Here is a 16,824-nt window from a genome sequence, read left to right on the forward strand (position 1 = left end):
CCATCCTGCCGGCTTCGCGCCGGACGGACTAACAGCCACAGGGCTCGCAGGGCTGGTTCCTGTGGCCACTGTGGCTTTTGTTTTTGTCATCCAATAATGGAAAAGAGGTTACCGTGAGCCGCCGTCGTGTTGTCGTTACAGGCCTGGGGCTGATTTCGCCTGTTGGCAATAATGTTGCCGACGGCTGGGCCAATCTCGTCGCCGGCAAGTCCGGTATCGCCACCGTCACGAAGTTCGATGCGTCGAACCTCGCCTGCCATTTCGCGGGCGAAGTGAAGGGCTTCAGCGCCGAGGAGTACATCCCGGCGAAGGAAGCCCGGAACATGGATACGTTCATCCATTACGGCATCGCCGCCGGCGTCCAGGCCATCAAGGACAGCGGGCTGGAAGTGACCGAAGCCAACGCGGAGCGCATCGGCGTGCTGGTCGGTTCCGGCATCGGCGGCCTGCCGATGATCGAAGACACGCACCAGACCTACGTCGATCGTGGCGCGCGCCGGATTTCGCCGTTCTTCGTGCCGGGCTCGATCATCAACATGATCTCGGGTCACCTGAGCATCATGTTCGGCCTGAAGGGCCCGAACCTCGCGGCCGTCACGGCCTGCACGACCGGCCTGCACAGCATCGGCCTCGCCGCGCGCCTGATCCAGGCCGGCGACGCCGACGTGATGGTCGCGGGCGGCGCCGAATCGACGGTGTCGCCGCTCGGCATCGGCGGGTTCGCCGCCGCGCGCGCGCTGTCGACCCGCAACGACGATCCGGCCACCGCGTCGCGTCCGTGGGACAAGGACCGCGACGGCTTCGTGCTGGGCGAGGGCTCGGGCGTGATGGTGCTCGAGGAGTACGAGGCGGCGAAGGCGCGCGGCGCGAAGATCTACGCGGAAGTCGTGGGCTTCGGCATGACGGGTGACGCGTACCACATGACCGCGCCGAACATGGACGGCCCGCGCCGCTGCATGGTCGCGGCGCTGCGCGACGCCGGCCTGAATGCCGACGAGGTGCAGTACCTGAACGCGCATGGCACGTCGACGCCGCTGGGCGACAAGAACGAGTCCGACGCGGTGAAGGCGGCCTTCGGCGAGCACGCGTACAAGATGGTGGTCAACTCGACGAAGTCGATGACGGGCCACCTGCTGGGTGGCGCGGGCGGCCTCGAATCGGTGTTCACGGTGCTGGCACTGCACAACAACGTGTCGCCGCCGACCATCAACATCTTCAACCAGGACCCCGAGTGCGATCTCGATTACTGCGCGAACACCGCGCGTGACATGAAGATCGACGTTGCCGTGAAGAACAACTTCGGCTTCGGCGGGACCAACGGCACGCTGGTGTTCAAGCGCGTCTGACGTCGAATCGCTTGACGAGTCCATTCGATGCTCCGGCCGGGCGTCCGCAGCGCTTTGCGTTGCGGGCCTCGGCCGTGTCGTATCTCGTGCTGGCCGCGTTCGTCGCATCGGCTGCCGCGTCGGCGTACCTGTTCTGCGCGCCGCGCGCGGGCGCTGTCGCCGGCGCCGGCGTGTCGGCCGCGACGGCGGCACTGCTGGCCGTATGGGCGGCGCGGGCCTGCGCCCGCCGGCTGCCGGCCGAGCTGCGGATCGATGCGTTCGGGGAGATTGCGGCGTTTGGCCGCACCGGGCGATTGCTGGCCCGCGGTCGCGTGACCGGCCATGCGCACTGGAGCAGCCTGCTGCTGGTGCTGTCGATCGGGCAGGGCGCCCGGCGCGCGCGGCCGCTGCTGATTCCGGCCGACGCGCTCGACGCCGCGTCGTTCAGCGCGCTGTCGGTGCTGGCGAGAACGGCCGGGGCGGCGGGGCAGGCATGACGGCGGCGCGGTTACCGACCGTAACCAGCGGCCGGCGCCGGAACGCTACAATAACGCTCCGCGTTGCATCCCTAGTTAACGGATTTGTCAGGTGAGTGAAAAAGAAATCGATCAGGCTCTGGTCGAGCGCGTACAGAAGGGCGACAAGGCGGCGTTCGAACTCCTGGTCTCCAAATACCACCGCAAGATCATCCGGCTGATCTCGCGCCTCGTGCGGGATCCCGCCGAGGTCGAGGATGTGGCCCAGGACGCGTTCATCAAGGCGTATCGTGCGCTGCCGCAATTCCGCGGCGAATCGGCGTTCTATACGTGGTTGTACCGAATTGCCGTCAACACGGCGAAGAACTACCTTGCGACGCAAGGCCGCCGGGCGCCGACCTCGACCGAGGCCGATGCGGAGGAAGCGGAAACTTTCTCGGACGCAGACCAACTAAGGGATATCAACACGCCTGAGTCGATGTTGATGAGCAAGCAGATTGCCGAGACGGTCAACGCTGCGATGGCTCTGCTGCCCGAAGAACTGCGCCAGGCAATCACGCTGCGCGAGATCGAGGGCCTGAGCTACGAAGAGATCGCGGAAATGATGGGCTGTCCGATCGGGACGGTCCGCTCGCGGATCTTCCGTGCGCGCGAGGCAATCGCTGCCAAATTGCGTCCGCTGCTCGATACGCCCGAAGGCAAGCGCTGGTAAGCGCGACGGGCGGAACGACGCGGGTCGGGGTCTAGTTACGGATAGAGTCGTGAAGTCACGACGGGGTGTGCAAGATGGGGAGCATCATGGGGTCGGTCAATACGCAATCGCAAGCGTGCTCGCGCGGCGAGCGCCTTTCCGCGCTGGTCGACGGCGAAATGTTCGATGGCCCGGATCACGGGCAGTTTCTGGCTGAGCTCGACCGCGCGGATCGCGCTGCGTGGGCCCATTACCACCTGATCGGCGATGCGCTGCGCTCGGACGAGCTCGCGCTGCCGCCCGCGCTGAGCGTCGCGTTTGCCGCACGCATGTCGGCCGCGCTCGAAAGCGAGCCGCACCTGCTGGCTCCGGCGGCCGCGCCGGCCGCGCGCAAGCTGCTGTCGCTGCGTCGGCGCGTCGTGCCCGCGTTCGCGGTGGCCGCCGCGGCGGCCACGCTGACCTGGGTCGTCGTCCCGCAAATGCAGACGGCCGGTACGCCGGGCGCCGTCCAGGTCGCCTCGATCGGCGCGCAGCAGGGCGGCAACCTGCAGCGCGTGACGGTTGCGCAGGCATCGGCCCAGCCCGGCCTGCAGGACGTCAACATCATTCGCGACGCCAGCCTCGACCAATACCTCGAAGCGCACCAGCAATTCGCCCAGCAGCCCGTCGTCACGGGTTCGATGCCGCTGATCCGCGCTGCCGTGACCACCACGCCAGGCCAATAAACCCGATGCGGACATTGCAGTTGAATCACGCCATCTCCGGATGGAAGCGGCTGCCGGCCCTCCTGCTTTGCGCAGCCGCCCTGTTGTCCGTTCAATCCCTTCCCGCCAGTGCCCAGCAACCGGACGATCCCGTCGCGACCCGCAAGGGCGCCGCGGACTGGCTCGACCGCGTCCAGCAGGCGGCGCAGCAGCAGAGCTACGAAGGTACGTTCGTCTACCAGCGCGGCGGGTACGTGCAGTCGTCGCGCATCGCGCACGTCGCGTCCCGCGACGGCGAGTTCGAACGGATCGAGACGCTCGACGGCAAGCCGCGCAAGCTGCTGCGGCACAACGACGAGCTGTACACGTTCGTGCCCGAGCGCAAGCTGTGCGTGGTCGAGCGCCGTCAGACGCGCGACTCGTTTCCCGCGCTGCTCGGCGCGAGCGGCGAACACGTGATGTCCGTCTACGATGCGAAGTCGCTCGGCAAGGACCGCGTGGCCGGGATCGACGCGCAGGTCGTCGAGCTCGTGCCGAAGGATGCGTACCGTTTCACGTACAAGCTGTGGGCCGACGCGCGCACCGGGCTGCTGCTGCGTTCGCAGACGCTCGACGCGAGCGATCGCGTGCTCGAGCAGATCGCGTTCTCGCAATTGCAGACGGGCGGCGCAAGCGGCGACAAGGCCGCGATCGCAGCCGGCATGCGCAACCTGAGCGGCTGGACGGTCGTGCGCCCGCCGGTCGCGACGGTCGACATGGAAGCGCAGGGCTGGCAGCTCGCGCCGAGCGTCGCCGGCTTCCAGAAGATTCGTGAAGTGCGCCGGCCGATGGCTGCGCGCGATGCCGGCGATCCGCCGATCCCGGTCGATCAGGCGGTCTTCACGGACGGCCTCGCGACGATCTCGGTTTTCATCGAGCCGGCCGAAAAGAATACGCGCAAGGAAGGCGCGGGCAGCACCGGGGCGACGCACGTTCTCGTGAAGCGCCGCGGCGACTACTGGATCACCGTGCTCGGCGAAGTGCCGCCGGCGACGTTGCAGCAGTTCGCGTCTGCCATAGAATACAAGGCTTCCAAGTAACGCTACGGCTTCCGACATGACGAAACTCACGCTGCGCAAAGTGCTCGCGGCGGCGGCGCTGTGTGCCTGCCTGCCGCTCGTCCCGCAAACCGCGGTCGCGGTCACGCCTCCCGCCGCAAGCCTGCCCGACTTTGCCGATCTGGTCGAAAAGGTCGGGCCGGCCGTCGTGAACATCCGGACCACCGCCAACGTGCCGACGAGCGGCCCGCGCGGCATGCTCCCGCCCGGCTTCGACAACGGCGACATGTCGGAATTCTTCCGGCGCTTCTTCGGCATCCCGCTGCCGCAGGCGCCCGGCAACGGTGGCGGCAGCGGCAGCAACCCGAAGAACGCGCCGGCGCCGGACAATCCGCCCGATACCGAGCAGAACCGCGGCGTCGGCTCGGGCTTCATCGTGTCGGCCGACGGTTACGTGATGACCAATGCGCACGTCGTCGACGATGCGGACACCATCTACGTGACGCTGACCGACAAGCGCGAATTCAAGGCGAAGCTGATCGGCGTCGACGACCGCACGGACGTCGCGGTCGTCAAGATCCAGGCGTCGAACCTGCCGGTCGTCGCGATCGGCGATTCGAACAAGGTGCGCGTCGGCGAGTGGGTCGTCGCGATCGGTTCGCCGTTCGGCCTCGACAACACGGTCACGGCCGGCATCGTCAGCTCGAAGAGCCGCAACACGGGCGACTACCTGCCGTTCATCCAGACCGACGTGGCCGTGAACCCTGGCAACTCGGGCGGCCCGCTGATCAACATGCAGGGCGAGGTGATCGGCATCAACTCGCAGATCTACAGCCGCACCGGCGGCTTCATGGGCATTTCGTTCGCGATTCCGATCGACGAGGCGATGCGCGTGGCCGACCAGCTGAAGGCGACCGGCAAGGTCACGCGCGGCCGGATCGCGGTGGCGATCGGCGAGGTGACGAAGGACGTGGCCGATTCGATCGGGCTGCCGAAGGCCGAAGGCGCGCTCGTCAGCAGCGTCGAGCCGGGCGGTCCGGCCGACAAGGCCGGCATCCAGCCGGGCGACATTATCCTGAAGTTCAATGGCCGTCCGGTCGACGCGGCGTCGGACCTGCCGCGCATGGTCGGCGACACGAAGCCCGGCACGAAGGCGACGGTCAGCGTATGGCGCAAGGGTCAGGCACGCGATCTGCCGATCACGATCGCCGAGACGCCGGCCGAGTCGACGGCGAAGGCCGAGCAGCGCAAGAACGCGCCGCAGAAGCCGCGCCAGACCAATTCGCTCGGGCTGACGGTCAGCGACCTGACGGCGGAGCAGATGAAGACGCTGAAGCTGAAGAACGGCGTGCAGATCGACGGCGTCGACGGCCCGGCCGCCCGGGCGGGCCTGCAGCGCGGCGACATCGTGCTGCGCGTCGGCGACACCGACATCACGAGCGCGAAGCAGTTCGCCGACGTGACCTCGCAGCTCGATCCGCAGAAGGCGGTCGCGGTGCTCGTGCGGCGTGGCGACAACACGCAGTTCGTGCCCGTGCGGCCGCGCCAGAAGTAACGCGTCGATGTTCACGCTCTACGGCCGCGGCTGGTGCCACCTGTGCGACGACATGCGCGACGCACTGGCGCCGGTGGCGGCCGAATTCGGTGTCGCGGTCGACTACATCGACATCGACGCCGATGCAGCGCTGGTCGCGCGTTACGACGAGGACGTGCCCGTGCTGCTGCTGGACGGCGCGGAAGTGTGCCGCCACCGGTTCGACGACGCGCGGGTGCGCGACGCGCTGGCGGCCCGGCGCTGAATCCGGCCCGCCGCCGGCCGACGCCGTTTTCGCACGGGGTTCGATCCGGCGGGCGCCCGCCCCGCGTGGCAGGGCGTCCGAAATCCCGCCCGGCAAAAGCCTTTTCGGCTAAAATAAGCCGTTTTTTCACCGACTTACAAGGCGTGCTCCGCAGTCGTGAGCGCGCCTTTTTCGCTTGATCGGCACTGAATGGATCATATTCGCAATTTCTCGATCATCGCCCACATCGACCATGGCAAGTCGACACTCGCGGATCGCATCATCCAGGTATGCGGCGGCCTCGCCGACCGTGAAATGGAAGCGCAGGTGCTCGACTCGATGGACATCGAGCGCGAGCGCGGCATCACGATCAAGGCGCAAACAGCCGCGCTGACCTATCGCGCACGCGACGGCAAGGTCTACAACCTGAACCTGATCGACACGCCGGGGCACGTCGACTTCTCGTACGAGGTCAGCCGTTCGCTGTCCGCGTGCGAAGGCGCGCTGCTGGTCGTCGACGCCAGCCAGGGCGTCGAGGCGCAGACGGTCGCGAACTGCTACACGGCGATCGAGCTCGGCGTCGAGGTTGTGCCCGTGCTGAACAAGATCGACCTGCCGGCCGCGAACCCCGAGAACGCGATCGAGGAGATCGAGGACGTGATCGGCATCGACGCGACCGACGCGACGCGCTGCAGCGCGAAGACCGGCCTCGGCGTCGAAGACGTGCTCGAGTCGCTGATCGCGAAGGTGCCGCCGCCGAAGGGCGATCCGGCCGCGCCGCTGCAGGCGCTGATCATCGATTCGTGGTTCGACAACTACGTCGGCGTCGTGATGCTCGTGCGTATCGTCAACGGCACGCTGCGCCCGAAGGACAAGATCAAGATGATGGCGACCGGCGCGCAGTATCCGGTCGAGCACGTCGGCGTGTTCACGCCGAAGTCGCGCAATCTCGAGTCGCTGTCGGCCGGGCAGGTGGGCTTCATCATCGCCGGCATCAAGGAACTGACGGCCGCGAAGGTCGGCGATACCGTCACGCACGCGGCCAAGGCCGCTGCCGAGCCGCTGCCGGGCTTCAAGGAAGTGAAGCCGCAGGTGTTCGCGGGGCTGTATCCGGTCGAGGCGAACCAGTACGACGCGCTGCGCGAATCGCTCGAGAAGCTGAAGCTGAACGACGCATCGCTGCAGTACGAGCCGGAAGTGTCGCAGGCGCTCGGCTTCGGTTTCCGCTGCGGCTTCCTCGGGCTGCTGCACATGGAAATCGTGCAGGAGCGGCTCGAGCGCGAATTCGACATGGATCTCATCACGACCGCGCCGACGGTCGTCTACGAGGTCGTGCAGAGCGACGGCTCGACGATCATGGTCGAGAACCCGGCGAAGATGCCGGAGCCCGGCCGCATCGCCGAAGTCCGCGAACCGATCGTCACCGTGAACCTGTACATGCCGCAGGATTACGTCGGCTCGGTGATCACGCTGTGCGAGCAGAAGCGCGGCTCGCAGATCAACATGCAGTATCACGGCCGCCAGGTGCAGCTCACGTACGAGATCCCGATGGCCGAGATCGTGCTCGACTTCTTCGATCGCCTGAAGTCGGTGTCGCGCGGCTATGCGTCGATGGACTACGAGTTCAAGGAATACCGTTCGTCGGACGTCGTGAAGGTCGACATGCTGATCAACGGCGACAAGGTCGATGCGCTGTCGATCATCGTGCACCGGTCGCAGTCGCAATACCGCGGCCGCGAAGTCGCCGCGAAGATGCGCGAGATCATTCCGCGCCAGATGTACGACGTGGCGATCCAGGCCGCGATCGGCGCGCACATCGTCGCGCGCGAGAACATCAAGGCGCTGCGCAAGAACGTGCTCGCGAAGTGCTACGGCGGCGACATCACGCGAAAGAAGAAGCTGCTCGAGAAGCAGAAAGAAGGTAAGAAACGCATGAAGCAGGTGGGTTCGGTCGAGATCCCGCAGGAGGCGTTCCTCGCGATCTTGCGCGTCGAAGACAAATAACAGGACTGATCCTTTTATGAATTTTGCGCTGATTCTTTTTGTGCTCGTCGTCGTGACGGGCGTAGCGTGGGTGCTGGACAAACTGGTGTTCCTGCCGCGGCGTCGCAAGGCGGCCGACTCGGCGATCGAGGAGTTCGATCGCCAGCAGTCGCGCATCGACAAGCGTTTCGCGGACGAAAACGCCGCGCAGACGCGTTCGAAGCTGCGTGACGAAAAGCTGCGCCAGCCGTGGTGGCTCGAGTACACCGCGAGCTTCTTCCCGGTGATCCTGGCCGTGTTCGTCGTGCGTTCGTTCGTCGTCGAGCCGTTCAAGATTCCGTCGGGCTCGATGGTGCCGACGCTGCTCGTCGGCGACTTCATCCTCGTCAACAAGTTCGAGTACGGGCTGCGCCTGCCGGTCACCAACACGAAGATCACGCAGGGCAGCCCGCTGTCGCGCGGCGACGTCGTCGTGTTCCGCTATCCGAAGGACGAGTCGGTCGACTACATCAAGCGCGTGATCGGCCTGCCGGGCGACACGGTCGCGTACCAGGACAAGCAGCTCACGATCAACGGCCAGCCGGTGCCCGAAACGCCGCTGCCCGATTTCTTCGACGACGAGCGCCAGAATTACGCGAAGCAGTTCGAGGAAACGATCGGCAACAAGAAGAACGCGATCCTCAACAACCCGGCCGTGCCGCCGTTCGTGATGGGCGCTTACGACTATCCGTATCGCGACAACTGCACGTACAACAGCCGCGGCGTGATCTGCAAGGTGCCGCCCGGCCACTACTTCATGATGGGCGACAACCGCGACAACAGCGCGGACAGCCGCTACTGGGGTTTCGTGCCGGACCAGAACATCGTCGGCCGCGCGTTCTTCATCTGGATGAACTTCAGCGACCTGAAGCGCATCGGTTCCTTCAACTGATCGCATTCGACTCACACGCAATACGCGACGCACGGGCCGCGTCGCGTATTGCCGAACTACTTTAAGAACCGGCGGTAACACCGCCTCGTCACGCCTTTTCGGGTCCGGCCGTGCCGTTTCGGCCCGACCGGCGCCCGCGTTATACTCCTGCACATGCCCCTATCCCAGTTGGAAAGCCGGCTGCGCTACGAATTTCGCAATGCGGAATTGCTGCGCCAGGCTTTGACCCATCGCAGTCACAGTGCCACGCACAATGAACGGCTCGAGTTTCTCGGCGATTCCGTTCTGAATTGCGCGGTGGCCGCTCTTTTGTTTCAGCGTTTCGGCAAGCTGGACGAAGGTGACCTGTCGCGCGTACGCGCCAACCTCGTCAAACAGCAGTCGCTGTACGAAATTGCTCAGGCCCTGAATATCTCGGACGGCCTGCGGCTGGGCGAGGGCGAACTGCGCAGCGGCGGGTTCCGTCGCCCGTCGATCCTCGCGGACGCGTTCGAAGCCATCATCGGGGCCGTGTTCCTCGATGGGGGCTTCGAAGCCGCCCAAGGGGTCATCAAGCGGCTCTATATCCCGATTCTCGACCACATCGATCCGCGCACGCTCGGCAAGGACGCGAAGACGCTGCTGCAGGAATACCTGCAGGGGCACAAGATCGCGCTGCCGACCTATACGGTCGTCGCGACCCATGGTGCGGCGCACAATCAGCAGTTCGAGGTCGAGTGCACGGTGCCGAAGCTCGACGTGAAGGTATCGGGCTCCGGCGCGAGCAGGCGCGCGGCCGAGCAGGCCGCCGCGAAGAAGGCGCTCGACGAGGTGATGGCGGCCGCACCGATGCTGGCCGCGAAGCCGAAGCGCTCGAAAAATGCGCGCGGCTCCAAGCATGTCGAACCCGAGATCGTGCCGGGCGTGAAGGGCGTGCAGGAAGCGCTCGACCTGCGCTCGCCCGAGCGGAAGGAACGTGCGGCGGCGCGCGAGGCCAGGGCGGCCGGCGCGGCGCCGGGGGCCGCCGCGGCGGCTGCAGCGGCGGGCGCTGAGCCGGCCGTCGCGCCGATGGCCGCGATCCGGGCCGCGCACGTCGAGCCGGCGGTGGACAAGGGCGAACGGGCGGCGAAGCCGGCGACCGACAAGGTGGCCGACAAACCGGCCGAGCGGCCCGACAAGGCCGCGGAAAAGTCCGCCGAGGCCGCGCCGCGCGCAGCCGACAAGCCGGCCGGCCAGGCAATCGATCCGGCGCCCTCGTCGGCCGACAAGCCCTCCGCGAGTGCCGATTCCGCCGCGCGCACGCCCGCGCGCGCACGCGATGCCGCGGTGCCCGACGCCGATACGCCGCCCGGCGGCGCGAGTCTTGCTGCCGCGCAGGCGCGCGTGGCCGATGCCGACCACTGAATTGCCCAGCGATCGTGCCGCGCGCCGCGCGGCCGTTTCCGAACCTGTCTCCCAAACGATATGAACACTCCCGCTCCTACCGGTTTCCGTTGCGGCATGATCGCGATCGTGGGCCGCCCGAACGTCGGCAAGTCGACGTTGATGAACGCACTCGTCGGCCAGAAGATCAGCATCACGTCGCGCAAGGCGCAGACGACCCGCCACCGCATCACCGGCATCAACACGTTCGACGACGCGCAATTCGTATTCGTCGACACGCCTGGCTTTCAGACCCGTCACAGCACCGCGCTGAACCGTTCGCTGAACCGCGCGGTCACGTCGACGCTGACGTCGGTCGACGTGATCCTGTTCGTGATCGAGGCCGGCCGCTTCGGCCCCGACGACCAGAAGGTGCTCGACCTGATCCCGCCCGGCATGCCGACGCTGCTGATCGCGAACAAGATCGATCGCGTGAACGACAAGGCGTCGCTGTTCCCGTTCATGCAGAAGGTGAGCGAACTGCGCGAATTCACCGAGCTCGTGCCGCTGTCGGCGCAGAAGCCGGAAGACATCAAGCGCCTGCTGGACACGATCAAGCCGTACCTGCCGGAAGGCGAGCCGATCTACGGCGAGGACGAGCTGACCGACCGCAGCTCGCGTTTTCTCGCGGCCGAAATCCTGCGCGAGAAGGTGTTCCGCTGGACCGGCGACGAGCTGCCGTACACGAGCACCGTGCTGATCGACAAGTTCGAGGAGGAGGGGCGCCTGAAGCGCATCTTCGCGACGATCCTCGTCGAGCGCGATTCGCACAAGGCGATGGTGATCGGCAAGAAGGGCGAGAAGCTCAAGCAGATCAGCACCGAGGCGCGGATGGACATGGAAAAGCTGTTCGACGGCCCCGTATACCTCGAGACCTTCGTGAAGGTGAAGAGCGGCTGGGCCGACAACGAGGCGGGGCTGCGTGCCTATGGGTACGAATGACGCGCTGACGTCGACCGAAGACGCGGTGGCGGCCGGCGCGAACGACGCGCCGTTGCCGGCACCGCCCGAACCGCCGCGCAAGGCGCGGCGCGCGACGTCTCGCACGTCCGATTTCCGCGTCGCCGAGCAGCCGGCGTTCGTGCTGCACAGCTATCCGTATCGGGAAACGAGCCTGATCGTCGACGTGCTGACACGTGACCACGGCCGGCTCGCACTCGTCGCGAAAGGCGCGAAGCGTCCGCACTCCGCGTTGCGCGGCGTGTTGCAGACGTTCCAGCCGCTGCTGCTGTCCTGGTCCGGCAAATCCGAGGTGCGCACGCTGACGGGCGCCGAGTGGGTCGGCGGGATGCTGCCGCTCGGCGGCGACGGCCTGTTGTGCGGTTTCTACGCGAACGAGCTGCTCGTGAAATTCTGCGCCCGCGAGGATCCGCAGCCGCCGCTGTTCAATCATTACGTGCTGACCCTCACGCGTCTCGCGCACGGCGAGCCCGCGGTGCAGGTGCTGCGCTCGTTCGAACGCGTGCTGCTGCGCGAGACCGGCTATGCGATGGCGCTGAACCGCACGGTCGCCCGTCGCGCGGTCGAACCCGAGCGCCGCTACGTGTTCGATCCGGAGCGTGGCGTACGCAATGCGGACGACGACGTGCCGTCGCACTGGCCGGTCATCACCGGCCAGACGTTGCTCGACATGGAGCAGGACGATTACCATCGAGCCCAGACGGTTGCGCAGAGCAAGACGCTGATGCGCTTCCTGCTGAACACCTATCTCGGCGGTACGCCGCTCGCCACGCGTCAGATCCTGATCGACCTGCAAAACCTATGAGCTTCTTCCTGACAACGCCCACCGCCATCGACCTCGGCGTGAACATCGACCACGTCGCGACGCTGCGCAATGCGCGCGGCACGCGCTATCCCGATCCGATCCGCGCGGCGCTCGCCGCCGAAGAGGCGGGCGCGGACGCGATCACGCTGCACCTGCGCGAGGATCGCCGTCACATCGTCGACGCGGACGTGCGCCAGTTGCGCCCGCTGCTGAAGACGCGCATGAACCTCGAATGCGCGGTGACGGCCGAGATGCTCGACATCGCTTGCGAAGTGCGTCCGCACGACGCATGCCTCGTGCCGGAGAAGCGCGAGGAACTGACGACCGAAGGCGGTCTCGACGTGGCCGGCCACTTCGAGGCGGTGCGCGCCGCATGCAAGCAGCTCGCCGACGAGGGCGTGCGCGTGTCGCTGTTCATCGACCCGGACGACACGCAGATCCGCGCCGCGCACGAAGCGGGCGCGCCGGTGATCGAGCTGCATACGGGCCGCTACGCCGAAGCGCACGACGAAGCGGAGCAGCAGCGCGAATACGAGCGTATCGTCGCGGGCGTGCAGGCCGGCGCGCAGCTTGGCCTGAAGGTCAATGCGGGCCATGGGCTGCACTACACGAACGTGCAGCAGATCGCCGCGATCGACGGCATCGTCGAGCTGAACATCGGCCACGCGATCGTCGCGCACGCGATCTTCGCGGGCTGGGACAACGCGGTGCGCGAGATGAAGGCGATCATGGTCGCCGCACGCGTCGCCGCGCTGCATGGCGGCGCGCGCTGACGATGCGAGGCCGCCGCGCCCCGCACGCCGTTGGCGACGCGCTTGACCCGGCCTCGCCGGGCCACCCCGGCGGAGACTGACATGGCGATCTACGGCATCGGTACCGACATCGCGCAGGTGAGCCGCGTCGCGGCCGTGCTCGAACGCACGGGCGGCCGGTTTGCCGAGAAGGTGCTCGGCCCCGACGAACTGCGCGTGTTCCACGCCCGGCGCGCCCGCTCCGAGGCGCGCGGCATCGCGTTTCTCGCGACGCGCTTCTCCGCGAAGGAAGCGTTCTCGAAGGCGATCGGGCTCGGCATGCATTGGCCGATGACGTGGCGCGCGCTGCAGACGCTCAATCATCCAAGCGGCGAGCCGTACGTGGTCGCATCCGGCGAGCTGGCTGAATGGCTGGCCGCGCGCGGCATCACGGCACGTGTGACGGTCAGCGACGAACGCGACTACGCGGTGTCGTTCGTGGTCGCCGAAACGGACGCCGCGCCTGGCACTGCACCTGTTTCCCGAACTTCTTCCTGACGGAATTCACGATTCGATGAAAACGACTCCCGGCCCGGTCATGCTCGACGTCGTCGGCACGACCCTGTCGCGCGACGATGCGCGGCGCCTCGCGCATCCGAATACCGGCGGCGTGATCCTGTTCGCGCGGCACTTCCAGAATCGTGCGCAACTGACCGCGCTGACCGATTCGATCCGCGCGGTGCGCGAAGACATCCTGATCGCCGTCGATCACGAAGGCGGGCGCGTGCAGCGGTTCCGCACCGACGGCTTCACGGTGCTGCCCGCGATGCGTCGCCTCGGCGAGCTGTGGGATCGCGACGTGCTGCTCGCGACGAAGGTCGCGACCGCCGTCGGTTACATCCTGGCCGCCGAGCTGCGCGCGTGCGGGATCGACATGAGCTTCACGCCCGTGCTCGATCTCGACTACGGGCACTCGAAGGTGATCGGCGATCGTGCGTTCCATCGCGATCCGCGCGTCGTCACGCTATTGGCGAAGAGCCTGAACCATGGGCTGTCGCTTGCCGGCATGGCGAACTGCGGCAAGCATTTCCCCGGGCACGGCTTCGCGGAGGCCGATTCGCACGTCGCGCTGCCGACCGACGACCGCACGCTCGACGCGATCCTCGAGCAGGACGTCGCGCCGTACGACTGGCTCGGGCTGTCGCTGGCCGCGGTGATCCCGGCGCACGTGATCTACACGCAGGTCGACAAGCGGCCGGCGGGCTTTTCGCGCGTGTGGCTGCAGGACATCCTGCGCGGCAAGCTCGGCTTCACGGGTGCGATCTTCAGCGACGACCTGTCGATGGAGGCTGCCCGCGAAGGCGGCACGCTCACGCAGGCCGCCGACGCCGCACTCGCCGCCGGTTGCGACATGGTGCTCGTCTGCAATCAGCCGGATGCAGCCGAAGTCGTGCTGAACGGACTGAAGGCGCGGGCCTCGGCCGAGTCGGTGCGGCGCATCAAGCGGATGCGTGCGCGCGGCAAGGCGCTCAAGTGGGACAAGCTGATCGCGCAGCCCGAGTATCTGCAGGCACAGGCGCTGTTGAGCAGCGCGCTGGCGTAAGCGGGCAGGGCGGGCGCGGATCGTGTCGTTCCGGTCGCTCCAAACGAAAAGCCGCGCAATCGCGCGGCTTTTTTACGGGTGGCGACAGCCTGATTCGAACAGTCGCCAGCACGGACCTGAACGCAACTAACGGTCAGATCCTGCCAGCGCCCGTATCCAGGGCGCCGTTCGCTCAGTTCACCTTCATCCGCTGCAGCTTGTTATACAGCGTCTTCGGGCTGATGCCGAGCAGCGTCGCGGCGCGGTGGCGCGTACCGCCGACCGCGTCGAGCGTCGCGCGGATCAGCAGATCCTCGACGTCGGACAGCGGCGTGCCGACCTTGATCTGCACGCTGCTGCCGTTCAGCGCGGCGCCGGCGGAGAAGCTGGCCTCGCCCGCGCGCAGCGTCTCGATGAAGTCGCCCGATGCGTCGTACGCGAAGCGCACGCGTTCCTGCAGCTCGCGCACGTTGCCCGGCCATTCGTACGACAGGCATTCGCGCACGAAGCCCGGCGCCGCGCGCTTGTCGGTCGTGCTGCGGCCGGTTGCGCGCGCTTCGCGGTTCAGTTCGTCGATCTGCGCATCCGCGATCGCGAGTGCGTCGCCGTCGCGCTCGCGCAGCGGGGGCATCGTGATCGATGCCGCATCGAGGCGCAGCCACAGATCCTCCCGCAGTGTGCCGTTTGCCACCGCTTCACGCGCCGGGCGGCGCGTGGCCGCGATCAGCCGGAAATCGCTGGTGATCGAGCTCGTACCGCCGATCCGCATGAAGTTCTGCGAATCGAGCGCGTGCAGCAGCGCTTCCTGCAGCACGAGCGGCAGTGCGGTGATTTCGTCGAGGAACAGCGTGCCGCCGCCGGCTTGCTCGAACAGGCCCGACTCGCGGCGCTCCGCGCCGTCGAAGGCGCCGCGCTCGTGGCCGAACAGCACGCTGTCGAGCGACGCGCCATGCCGGCCGGCCTGCGCGAGCATCCGGCAGTCGAACGACACGAACGGCCCCTTGCGGCGCCGGCTCAGCTCGTGCAGCGTGCGCGCGGCCAGCTTCTTGCCGGTGCCGGCTTCGCCCGAGAACAGCACGGCCGTCTCGGTGCGGGCGTTGTGCTCGATCATGTCGTACACGTGCTGCATCGCGTCGCTGCGGCCGACCAGCGCGCCGAAGCGGCCCAGATGGCGCAGCGATGCCCGCAGCGACTGCACTTCGTCGATCAGTTCGTACGGGCGGGGAATCCGCGCGAGCAGGCTGCGCAGGCGCGGAATGTTGATCGGCTTGAGCAGGTAGTCCCAGATGCCGTGGCGCAAACCCTCGATGGCGCTCTCGACCGTCGCGTTGCCCGTCAGCACGATCACGGGCAGCGAGCCGTTCGGCTGTTGCTGCGGCAAGTGCTGGAGCAGGTCGAAGCCGCTGCCGTCCGGCAGGTTCAGGTCGACGAGCACGACATCGGGAATCGAGCGGCCGAGCGCCGTGCGCGCTTCGGCGAGCGACGTGGCCGTGTCGACCGAGAAGCCGTCTGCGGCGAGCAGCGCGGTGAGGCCTGACAGGCTGTTGGGATCGTCTTCGACAATCAGGGCGTGTGGCATGGTGGACGCGAGTCGAGTCAAGAGAGGCGGGCTGTCGGCCAGCGGACCGCAGCCGCATGTCGGATTAAAGACTGATTTTATGCCCCGCCGAACGCGTCACGCGCATTATTTCTCCGGCGCTATAAAACAGTTACCGATGATACAAATTGAATATCTTTACCGGTGGATTTTGTGCTGCTTATGGCGCCGGCTTGTGGCAGCTGTTGACGCCAGGCAAACAAAAAGCGCCCCGAAGGGCGCTTTGTTCGATGCGGATATCGCAGACGATTACGCGCGGCTGCGGTATTCGTTCGTGCGCGTATCGATTTCGATCTTGTCGCCGGTGTTGCAGAACAGCGGCACCTGCAGTTCGAAGCCGGTCGCCAGCTTCGCGTTCTTCAGCACCTTGCCCGACGACGTGTCGCCCTTGACGGCCGGTTCCGTGTAGGTGATTTCGCGAACGAGGATCGTCGGCAGTTCGACCGAGATGGCCTTCTCGTTGTAGAACACGACTTCGCAAGCCATGCCGTCTTCGAGGTAGTTCAGCGCTTCGCCCATCATTTCGGCTTCGACTTCGTACTGGTTGTAGTCGGCGTCCATGAACACGTACATCGGGTCGGCGAAGTACGAGTACGTCACTTCCTTGCGGTCGAGCACGACGACGTCGAACTTGTCGTCAGCCTTGTAGACCGATTCCTGACCTGCGTTCGACAGCAGGTTCTTCATCTTCATCTTGACGACGGCGGCGTTACGGCCCGACTTGTTGTATTCCGTCTTTGCGATGACCCAGGCGTCGCTGCCGATCTGCACGACGTTGCCTACGCGGAGTTCCTGTGCGGTTTTCATAAAAACACTGTCCTGA

General features: G+C 66.5%; 17 protein-coding genes. 15 read left to right on the forward strand and 2 right to left on the reverse strand.

From position 1 onward, the window contains the following. Positions 1 to 113: 113 nt before the first annotated feature. From fabF to nagZ, 15 genes are all read left to right on the forward strand, one after another. Positions 114 to 1,346, forward strand: a complete 1,233-nt coding sequence (gene fabF, locus KU887_RS05645) for a beta-ketoacyl-ACP synthase II (RefSeq protein WP_006489692.1) — start codon at positions 114 to 116, stop codon at positions 1,344 to 1,346. An 11-nt stretch (positions 1,347 to 1,357) separates the two neighbouring features. Beyond that, complete coding sequence (locus KU887_RS05650; RefSeq protein WP_006496509.1) at positions 1,358 to 1,822, forward strand: hypothetical protein; 465 nt, start codon at positions 1,358 to 1,360, stop codon at positions 1,820 to 1,822. A gap of 91 nt (positions 1,823 to 1,913) precedes the next feature. Continuing rightward, positions 1,914 to 2,513, forward strand: a complete 600-nt coding sequence (rpoE, locus tag KU887_RS05655) for an RNA polymerase sigma factor RpoE (RefSeq protein ID WP_006490873.1) — start codon at positions 1,914 to 1,916, stop codon at positions 2,511 to 2,513. An 86-nt stretch (positions 2,514 to 2,599) separates the two neighbouring features. Further along, complete coding sequence (locus KU887_RS05660; RefSeq protein WP_258255163.1) at positions 2,600 to 3,217, forward strand: sigma-E factor negative regulatory protein; 618 nt, start codon at positions 2,600 to 2,602, stop codon at positions 3,215 to 3,217. A 5-nt stretch (positions 3,218 to 3,222) separates the two neighbouring features. Then, entirely contained in the window at positions 3,223 to 4,275 is a 1,053-nt protein-coding gene (locus KU887_RS05665; protein WP_258255165.1) for a MucB/RseB C-terminal domain-containing protein, read from the forward strand. 16 nt (positions 4,276 to 4,291) lie between these two features. Then, positions 4,292 to 5,788, forward strand: a complete 1,497-nt coding sequence (locus tag KU887_RS05670; RefSeq protein ID WP_258255166.1) for a DegQ family serine endoprotease — start codon at positions 4,292 to 4,294, stop codon at positions 5,786 to 5,788. Positions 5,789 to 5,795: 7 nt separating this feature from the next. Next, a complete protein-coding gene (locus KU887_RS05675) occupies positions 5,796 to 6,032 on the forward strand; it encodes a glutaredoxin family protein (protein ID WP_258255167.1) in 237 nt (78 codons plus the stop codon). Between the two features lie 189 nt (positions 6,033 to 6,221). Next, complete coding sequence (lepA, locus tag KU887_RS05680; protein ID WP_048986986.1) at positions 6,222 to 8,015, forward strand: translation elongation factor 4; 1,794 nt, start codon at positions 6,222 to 6,224, stop codon at positions 8,013 to 8,015. A 16-nt stretch (positions 8,016 to 8,031) separates the two neighbouring features. Then, complete coding sequence (gene lepB / locus KU887_RS05685; RefSeq protein WP_006490870.1) at positions 8,032 to 8,925, forward strand: signal peptidase I; 894 nt, start codon at positions 8,032 to 8,034, stop codon at positions 8,923 to 8,925. Positions 8,926 to 9,078: 153 nt separating this feature from the next. Continuing rightward, positions 9,079 to 10,308: a ribonuclease III gene (gene rnc / locus KU887_RS05690; RefSeq protein WP_258255170.1), complete on the forward strand. Its 1,230-nt coding sequence runs from the start codon at positions 9,079 to 9,081 to the stop codon at positions 10,306 to 10,308. A gap of 60 nt (positions 10,309 to 10,368) precedes the next feature. Then, positions 10,369 to 11,268 carry a GTPase Era gene (gene era, locus KU887_RS05695; protein WP_006485602.1) on the forward strand — a complete coding sequence of 300 codons (900 nt, stop codon included), beginning with the start codon at positions 10,369 to 10,371 and terminating at the stop codon, positions 11,266 to 11,268. Continuing rightward, positions 11,255 to 12,091, forward strand: coding sequence for a DNA repair protein RecO (gene recO, locus KU887_RS05700; RefSeq protein WP_006497720.1), 837 nt, complete (start codon positions 11,255 to 11,257; stop codon positions 12,089 to 12,091). Before era ends, recO begins: the two co-directional genes overlap by 14 nt. Then, positions 12,088 to 12,864: a pyridoxine 5'-phosphate synthase gene (gene pdxJ / locus KU887_RS05705; RefSeq protein ID WP_006485609.1), complete on the forward strand. Its 777-nt coding sequence runs from the start codon at positions 12,088 to 12,090 to the stop codon at positions 12,862 to 12,864. Before recO ends, pdxJ begins: the two co-directional genes overlap by 4 nt. An 81-nt stretch (positions 12,865 to 12,945) precedes the next feature. Continuing rightward, on the forward strand, positions 12,946 to 13,380 hold the full coding sequence (gene acpS, locus KU887_RS05710) for a holo-ACP synthase (RefSeq protein WP_006485603.1): 435 nt from the start codon (positions 12,946 to 12,948) through the stop codon (positions 13,378 to 13,380). Positions 13,381 to 13,396: 16 nt separating this feature from the next. Beyond that, positions 13,397 to 14,425 carry a beta-N-acetylhexosaminidase gene (gene nagZ / locus KU887_RS05715; RefSeq protein WP_006485604.1) on the forward strand — a complete coding sequence of 343 codons (1,029 nt, stop codon included), beginning with the start codon at positions 13,397 to 13,399 and terminating at the stop codon, positions 14,423 to 14,425. Between the two features lie 172 nt (positions 14,426 to 14,597). On the opposite strand, the gene KU887_RS05720 is transcribed toward nagZ, so the two are convergent. Together KU887_RS05720 and efp are read right to left on the reverse strand one after the other, a co-directional pair. Next, the gene (locus KU887_RS05720; protein ID WP_006497719.1) at positions 14,598 to 15,983 is read right to left on the reverse strand and encodes a sigma-54 dependent transcriptional regulator; all 1,386 of its coding nucleotides are present in this window, start codon (positions 15,981 to 15,983) and stop codon (positions 14,598 to 14,600) included. Positions 15,984 to 16,250: 267 nt separating this feature from the next. Then, a complete protein-coding gene (gene efp, locus KU887_RS05725; protein ID WP_006485608.1) occupies positions 16,251 to 16,808 on the reverse strand; it encodes an elongation factor P in 558 nt (185 codons plus the stop codon). Between the last annotated feature and the right edge of the window lie 16 nt (positions 16,809 to 16,824).

The sequence above is a fragment of the Burkholderia sp. EMB26 genome, assembly GCF_024730645.1.
In the GTDB taxonomy this organism is placed as follows: Bacteria; Pseudomonadota; Gammaproteobacteria; order Burkholderiales; family Burkholderiaceae; genus Burkholderia; species Burkholderia cenocepacia.

Excerpts from the sequence above, each read along its gene's own strand:
- nagZ (WP_006485604.1), top strand. The coding sequence starts at position 13,397 with ATGAAAACGACTCCCGGCCCGGTCATGCTCGACGTCGTCGGCACGACC.
- rnc (WP_258255170.1), top strand. The coding sequence starts at position 9,079 with ATGCCCCTATCCCAGTTGGAAAGCCGGCTGCGCTACGAATTTCGCAAT.
- acpS (WP_006485603.1), top strand. The coding sequence starts at position 12,946 with ATGGCGATCTACGGCATCGGTACCGACATCGCGCAGGTGAGCCGCGTC.
- KU887_RS05720 (WP_006497719.1), bottom strand. The coding sequence starts at position 15,983 with ATGCCACACGCCCTGATTGTCGAAGACGATCCCAACAGCCTGTCAGGC.
- lepA (WP_048986986.1), top strand. The coding sequence starts at position 6,222 with ATGGATCATATTCGCAATTTCTCGATCATCGCCCACATCGACCATGGC.
- era (WP_006485602.1), top strand. The coding sequence starts at position 10,369 with ATGAACACTCCCGCTCCTACCGGTTTCCGTTGCGGCATGATCGCGATC.
- lepB (WP_006490870.1), top strand. The coding sequence starts at position 8,032 with ATGAATTTTGCGCTGATTCTTTTTGTGCTCGTCGTCGTGACGGGCGTA.
- KU887_RS05670 (WP_258255166.1), top strand. The coding sequence starts at position 4,292 with ATGACGAAACTCACGCTGCGCAAAGTGCTCGCGGCGGCGGCGCTGTGT.
- KU887_RS05675 (WP_258255167.1), top strand. The coding sequence starts at position 5,796 with ATGTTCACGCTCTACGGCCGCGGCTGGTGCCACCTGTGCGACGACATG.
- KU887_RS05660 (WP_258255163.1), top strand. The coding sequence starts at position 2,600 with ATGGGGTCGGTCAATACGCAATCGCAAGCGTGCTCGCGCGGCGAGCGC.
- recO (WP_006497720.1), top strand. The coding sequence starts at position 11,255 with ATGGGTACGAATGACGCGCTGACGTCGACCGAAGACGCGGTGGCGGCC.
- efp (WP_006485608.1), bottom strand. The coding sequence starts at position 16,808 with ATGAAAACCGCACAGGAACTCCGCGTAGGCAACGTCGTGCAGATCGGC.
- pdxJ (WP_006485609.1), top strand. The coding sequence starts at position 12,088 with ATGAGCTTCTTCCTGACAACGCCCACCGCCATCGACCTCGGCGTGAAC.
- KU887_RS05665 (WP_258255165.1), top strand. The coding sequence starts at position 3,223 with ATGCGGACATTGCAGTTGAATCACGCCATCTCCGGATGGAAGCGGCTG.